The sequence below is a fragment of the Falsiroseomonas sp. genome (assembly GCF_051860665.1).
Classification (GTDB): Bacteria; Pseudomonadota; Alphaproteobacteria; order Acetobacterales; family Acetobacteraceae; genus Falsiroseomonas.
The window spans coordinates 355,222-361,520 of sequence record NZ_JBHYDM010000003.1 but is presented as its reverse complement, the minus strand read 5'-3'; the positions used below and the strand labels follow the sequence as shown (position 1 = coordinate 361,520).

The 6,299-nt window shown below is 73.8% G+C and carries 6 protein-coding genes; all 6 read left to right on the top strand.

Annotation, left to right across the window (positions count from 1 at the left end; all coding sequences use genetic code 11):
* Nucleotides 1–504: MotE family protein (locus ACTIF1_RS05160; RefSeq protein WP_439595311.1), on the top strand; the 504-nt coding region annotated here is incomplete at its 5' end.
* Between the two features lie 69 nt (nt 505–573).
* Nucleotides 574–954 (top strand): chemotaxis response regulator CheY, encoded by a 381-nt coding sequence (locus ACTIF1_RS05155; protein ID WP_216835820.1) that lies wholly within the window; start codon nt 574–576, stop codon nt 952–954.
* On the top strand, nt 947–1,582 hold the full coding sequence (locus ACTIF1_RS05150) for a protein phosphatase CheZ (protein ID WP_439595310.1): 636 nt from the start codon (nt 947–949) through the stop codon (nt 1,580–1,582). Before ACTIF1_RS05155 ends, ACTIF1_RS05150 begins: the two co-directional genes overlap by 8 nt.
* Before the next feature lie 140 nt (nt 1,583–1,722).
* Nucleotides 1,723–4,671: a hypothetical protein gene (locus ACTIF1_RS05145; RefSeq protein WP_439595309.1), complete on the top strand. Its 2,949-nt coding sequence runs from the start codon at nt 1,723–1,725 to the stop codon at nt 4,669–4,671.
* A gap of 212 nt (nt 4,672–4,883) precedes the next feature.
* Nucleotides 4,884–5,336 carry an adenosylmethionine decarboxylase gene (gene speD, locus ACTIF1_RS05140; RefSeq protein WP_439595308.1) on the top strand — a complete coding sequence of 151 codons (453 nt, stop codon included), beginning with the start codon at nt 4,884–4,886 and terminating at the stop codon, nt 5,334–5,336.
* A gap of 76 nt (nt 5,337–5,412) precedes the next feature.
* Complete coding sequence (gene speE / locus ACTIF1_RS05135) at nt 5,413–6,282, top strand: polyamine aminopropyltransferase (RefSeq protein ID WP_439595307.1); 870 nt, start codon at nt 5,413–5,415, stop codon at nt 6,280–6,282.
* The last annotated feature ends 17 nt before the right edge of the window (nt 6,283–6,299 follow it).

Genomic DNA, 6,299 nt, shown 5'->3' with positions numbered 1-6,299 from the left:
GATCCGCCGCCGGCCGCGCCCGCCCGCGCGCCCGCCGCCGCCCCGGCCGCGCCGGCAGCCCCCGCCACACCGCCCGCGCCGACGGCGGAGGAGGTGGCGGAACGCGCCGTGCTGGAACAGCTGCGCGCCCGCCGCGCCGCCATCGAGCTGCGCGAGGCCCAGGCCGTGGCGCGGGAGACGATGGTCGCCGCCGCCGAGCGCCGCCTGGCGCAGCGCGTCGAGGAGTTGGTCGCCATCCAGCGCCGGCTGGAGGCGCTGGAGCGCGAGCGCGCGGCGCGAGAGGAGGCCGGGCTGCGTGGCCTGGTGAAGCTCTATGAAGGGATGCGGCCGCGCGATGCGGCGGTGATCTTCGACGAGCTGGAGATGCCCGTTCTGGTCCGCATCATGGACCAGATGCGCGAAGCCAAGGCCGCGCCCGTGATGGGGGCGATGCGCCCCGAACGGGCGCGGCTGCTGACGGCGGAGCTGGCGCGGCTGCGCGCGGCCCGCGTGTCGGCAAACTGATGGGCGCCAGGATGGCGTCGTGCGTTTCGCCAGGATGGCGGTGGGTTGGACAACAGGGGCGCAAGGCCGATGGACAAGAACACGTCAGTCCTGATCGTGGACGACTACAAGACCATGCTGCGGATCATCCGGAACCTCCTCAAGCAGCTCGAATTCGAGAATGTCGAGGAAGCGACGGATGGCAGCGAGGCGCTGGCGAAGATGCGCGCCGGCAATTTCGGCCTGGTCATCAGCGACTGGAACATGGCGCCGATGACGGGCCTGGACCTGCTGAAGGAAGTGCGGGCCGATGCGCGGCTGAAGCACACACCCTTCATCATGATCACCGCCGAGAGCAAGACCGAGAACGTGGTCGCCGCCAAGGCCGCCGGCGTCTCGAACTACATCGTCAAGCCCTTCAACGCCGAGACGCTGAAGGGCAAGATCGAGAAGGTGATGGCGAATGCCTGACGGAAGCGCCCCCAGCGGGCCAGACACCTCACCTGAGGGCGCGCGCATCGAGACCGCGGTGCGCGCCGTGCTGGGCAGCATGTCCGGCGACCTGACGGTGGTGGAGGCCTCGCTGCTGGCCGAGCTCGAAGGGCTCGGCCGCACGGTGGCGCGCGCGAAGCAGGAGATCGCCTCGCTTCGCGTCGACGACATCACCCTCAGCCACATCCCCTCCGCCACCGATGAGCTGGATGCCATCGTCGGCCACACCGCCCAGGCGACCAACGAGATCCTGGACGTGTGCGAGACGCTGGAGGCCGTCGCCGGCCGCATCGGCGGGGCGGAATCCGAGGCGCTGGGCAATGCGGTGACCCGCATCTACGAGGCCTGCAGCTTCCAGGACATCACCGGCCAGCGCATCGGCAAGGTGGTGACGGCGCTGAAGGCGATCGAGGCGCGGGTGGACCAGGTGGTTTCCCGCTTCGGCGCCGCCACCAGCGGCCTGCCGCCGGCGGGTGCCGAAGCCCCGCCCCCGGCGCCGGCCGATGCCGATGCAACCGAGGGCCGCCGCCTGGCGAATGGCCCGCAGCTGCCCGGCGCCGGCGTCAGCCAGGCCGATATCGACAAGCTGCTGGCGGACTTCGATTGAGACCCGCACTGGAAAGGCCGGCACCGGAAGGGGGCGGCGCATTGCGCAACCCGCGCCGCCTTTCCGGTGCGGTCGCCCTTCTGGCTGCTGGCCTCTGCCTTGCCGGCCCCGGCCCGGCTTGGGCCCAGGACAGGGTCGGCGTGCGCGCCGGCGACCATCCGGGTTTCGGCCGCCTGGTCTTCGACTGGCCCAGCAGCGTCGCCTATCGGGTCGAGGAGACCGAGGGAAGGCTGGTGCTGAGCTTCGGCGCCCCCGCCGCCTTCGACCTCAGCGGCCTGCGTCGCCCGACACGCAATGTGCTGGGCGTGACGACGGAGCCGATGCGGGCCGAGATCCAGCTCGCCCCGAATACCCGCACGCGCCATTTCCGCATCGGCACCCGGGTGGTGGTCGATGTGCTGGATGCCGATGCACCGCGCAACGCGCCGGCCGCCACGCCTGGTGCGCCTGCCGCTGCGCCCGCCGCGACCGCCCCTGCCGCCGCCGCGCCCACGGCCCTCGCGGCCCGCACCCCTGCCGCAACCCCCGCCGCCGCACCCTCAGCCGCCGCACCCCCCACAGCCGCCAGGCCGGCGCCGGCTGCCGCCCCCGCGCGCGGCGCGGCGCCGCCGCGCGGCCAGGCCATGCCTTTCCAGCCGGCCACGCCGCCGCCGCCCGAGGCGCCCGTGCGCGTCGAAGCCGCGCCGCGCGCCCCGGTGCAGCAGGAGAGCCTGCCCGCCGCCGGCGCGCCCGGCCCCGCCCCGCCCACCGCCACCGCAGCAGCCCCGGCGCCCGCCATGGCGCCGATGCCAGCCCTGGCCACGGGGCCAAGGCCGGTGGCGGTGCGGCTGATGCCGGGGCCCACCCTCTCCATCCCCGCCGCGGCCGAGGTCGGCGCCGCGCTGTTCCGGCGCGGCGGCGTCTGGATGGTGGTGCTGGATGCGCCCCTGCCGCTCGACCTCACCGCGCTGCGCGCCCATCCGCTGCTGGCCGCCGCCGAATCCACCACCGGCCCGGATGCCACCACGCTGCGCCTGCCCGCCGCCGGGCTGCGCACGCCGCGACTGCGGCGCGAGGGTGCGGCCTGGCTGGTCGACCACCCGGCCGAGGAGGCGCCGCTGCGCGCCCTGCTGCCCGAGATCGAGCCCGGCCCGCCGGCGCGCCTGGTGCTGCGCGCCGCGGCGGCCAGCGGCAGCGTCTCGGTGCTCGATCCGGAAACGGGCACCGCCCTGCTGGTCGGCACGGTGCGGGAGGGGGCGGAGGCGGTGCCGCTCGGCCGCCGCGCCGCCGTCTTCGAATTGCTGCCGACCCGGCTCGGCGCCGCCCTGCTGCCGCGCGCGGATACGGTGACGCTGCGCGTCCTGCCCGGTCGCTTCCTGGCCGGCGCCGCCGCCGGGGCGGAGCTGGCGCTGGGGCCCGAGGTGCCGGGTGCGGCCGCCGCCGCCGCCGCCGCGGCCATGACCCGCAGCTTCGACCTGCCGGCGGAAGCGCCGGCCGCGCTGCAGGAAAGGCTGCGCAATGCGACGGCCGCCATCGCCGCCGCCGCCCCGCTCAGCCGGGGCGCGCCGCGGCTGCGGGCGGCGGAGGCGCTGCTGGCGCTCGGCCTGCCGCAGGAGGCGCAGTCCATGATCAGCCTGGCGATGCAGGAGGATCCGGTGCTGGCCGAGGCGCCGCGCAGCCGGGCCCTGCTCGGCATGGCCGCGCTGCTGGCCGGGCGGCTGCCGGATGCGGCGGGCCTCGATCATCCGCGGCTGACGGAGACGGATGAGATCCGCCTGTGGCGCGGCCTGCTGGCCTCGGCGCGCGGCCAGGACGGGCCCGAGAATGCCAAGGGCATCGCCGCCAGCCTGCCCCTGCTGCTCTCCTACCCCGAGCCGCTGCTGGCCCGCCTGGCACCGCTGGCGGCGGAGGCCCTGCTGGGCGGCGGCGAGCTGGCCGCGGCGAGCCGCCTGCTGGCGAGCCGCGAGGCGGAGGAGCCGAGCCTGCTGCTGGCCCGCGCCCGCCTGCTGGAGGCGGAGGGCGAGGTGCAGCCGGCACTGGCCGCCTATGACCATATCGCCCGCGGCCGCGACCGCCGCGCGAGGGCGCTGGCCATGCGGCGGGCGGCGGAGCTGCGGCTGGCGCAGGGCCTGCTGGATGCCGCCGGCGCCGCGGCGGCGCTGGAGGCGACGCTGGCGGCCTGGCGCGGCGATGCGCTGGAGACCGAGGCGCGGTCCCGCCTGGCGGAGCTGCGCCAGCAGGCCGGCGATTCCCGCGGCGCCTTCGACCTGCTGCGCGAGACGGCGACGATGTTCCCCGAACTGGCTGCCGGCCTGCGCGCGCGCCAGGTGGAGGCGCTGCTGGGCGCGCTGGACCGCGAGCCGCCGATGGCCGCGGTGGTGCTCTATGACGCGCATGCCGACATGCTGCCGGCGGGGGAGGCGACGGAACAGGCGCTGGGCTCGCTGGCCGACCGGCTCGCGGCGCTGGACCTGCTGGACCGCGCCGGCCATGTGCTGCGCCGCGCCGTGGCCCGCGCCCCGGATGCGGAGGCGAAGGCCCGGCTCGGCGCCCGGCTGGCGACCCTGGCGCTGGGCGCCGGGGATACGGCGGCGGCGCTGGCCGCGCTGCGGGAGACGGAGGGGCGCGGCCTTTCCGCCGAGCTGACCCGCAACCGCCTGCTGCTGCAGGCCCGCGCCCAGTCGCGCGCCGGCCAGGCGCAGGCGGCAATGGCCAGCTACCGGGAGGCCGGGCCGGCCGGCGCCGCGGAACTCGCCGTGCTGCTGGAGGAGAAGCAGGACTGGGCCGGCGCCGCGGCGGCGCTGCGCCAGCACCTGGAAACCCTGGTGCCGCCGCCGCCGGCGCCCCTGCCGGAGGCGCTGAAGCCCGTCGTGGCGCGCATCGCCGCGCTGCTGACCCTGGCCGGCGACGAATCGGCCCTGGCCGCGCTGCGGGCGGAGGAACAGGCGCGGATGTCCGAAGGACCGCTCTCCGAGGCCTTCACGCTGTTCACATCGGAACGTGTTGCCGGCCTCGGCGACCTGCCGCGACTGCGCGAGGAACTGGATGTCGCGCGCGGGCTGCCCGCCAGACTGGACGGGTTGCGGGGCGAAACCCCCGCGACAAGATGATTTACGTGCCGCCCCCCGGGGGGGACCGGCGAACAAGCCGGTCCCCCCCGGGGGGGGACCCACTTTTTTTGCGGCCTCGGGTCCCGAATTCGCTTGCACCCCCCCCTGGTTTGCCCCATATGCCGCCGCCTTGACCCGATCTGCTTTGACCAGCCGCACTCCCGCGGCGAGCGATCATCCCGGTCATCTGCTGGCTGGAAGGAGCCCAAACCATGGAAGCTCTCGTCCAACTGGGGATGGTCTCGGATCTCCCGAGCGACGCCCAGAATGATGAGAACCGCTCGGTGGAGACGAAGGATTACTTCATCCATCGCAACGGCGTGCGCTATGCGGGAACGCATCTGATCATCGACCTGTGGGGGGCGACGAATCTCGACGACCCCGACCATATCGACGCGGTGCTGCGCGAAGGCGCGCTGGCCACCGGCGCCACCATCCTGCACGGCCATTTCCACCACTTCTCCCCGAATGGTGGCGTGAGCGGCGTGCTGGTGCTGGCGGAGAGCCATGTGTCGATCCACACCTGGCCGGAGCGCGACTATGCCGCGCTCGACATCTTCGTCTGCGGCGAATGCGATCCCTACAAGGCGCTGCCGGCGCTGAAGAAGGGTTTTCTCGCGGAGCGCGTGCAGCTTGCCGAGCATAAGCGCGGCTTGATCGGCTGAAGCCGGCCGGCAGGCCGGTGGGTGACATGGGGCGGGCCGCAGGGTCCGCCCTTTTTTGCGCGTGCGGAGAGTGACGATGAGCGACGAGACCTGGGTGAACGAGACGCTTTACGCGGAATGGGGCCAGCGCTTCCTGGTGAAGCGGGAGCTGGCGCATGTGAAGTCGGACTTCCAGGACATCCGGATCTTCGAAAGCCACCTGCATGGCCGCGTCATGCTGCTGGACGGCGTGGTGCAGATCACCGAGGCCGATGAGTTCGTCTACCAGGAAATGCTAGCCCATGTGCCGCTGCTGGCGCATGGCGCGGCCAGGCGCGTGCTGATCATCGGCGCCGGCGATGGCGGCGTGCTCCGCCGCGTGCTGCAGCACCGCACGGTGGAGAAGGCCGTGATGGTGGAGATCGACGGCGAGGTGATCCGCCTGGCCAAGGAACACCTGCCCGCCATCGGCGGCGATGCCTGGACCGACCCGCGCGCGACGGTGATCGTGGGCGACGGCATCGACCATGTCCGCACCGCGGAAGCCGGCAGCTACGACGTCATCATCGTCGACAGCACCGATCCGATCGGGGTGGGCGAGGTGCTGTTCACCGACGAATTCTACGCGAACTGCGCCCGCATCCTGACGGAGCGCGGCCTGGTGGTGAACCAGTGCGGCGTGCCCTTCATGCAGGCGGAGGAGCTGCGCGAGACCTCGCTGCGCCGCGCGAAATCCTTCCCGGATGTGTTTGCCTATGTGGCGGCGGTGCCGACCTATGTCGGCGGCTTCATGACGCTGGGCTGGGCGGCGAAGGATGCCGCCTGCCGCAAGGTGGAGGTGGCGGAGATCCGCCGCCGCGCGGAGGTGGCCGGCGTGCTGGAGACGACGCGCTACTGGACTCCCGAGATCCATGTCGGCGCCTTCAACCTGCCGCCCTATATCGCGATGCACCTGCCGCGGGGGTGACGGCCCCCCACCCAACC

Excerpts from the sequence above, each read along its gene's own strand:
- ACTIF1_RS05155 (WP_216835820.1), top strand. The coding sequence starts at position 574 with ATGGACAAGAACACGTCAGTCCTGATCGTGGACGACTACAAGACCATG.
- ACTIF1_RS05150 (WP_439595310.1), top strand. The coding sequence starts at position 947 with ATGCCTGACGGAAGCGCCCCCAGCGGGCCAGACACCTCACCTGAGGGC.
- speD (WP_439595308.1), top strand. The coding sequence starts at position 4,884 with ATGGAAGCTCTCGTCCAACTGGGGATGGTCTCGGATCTCCCGAGCGAC.
- speE (WP_439595307.1), top strand. The coding sequence starts at position 5,413 with ATGAGCGACGAGACCTGGGTGAACGAGACGCTTTACGCGGAATGGGGC.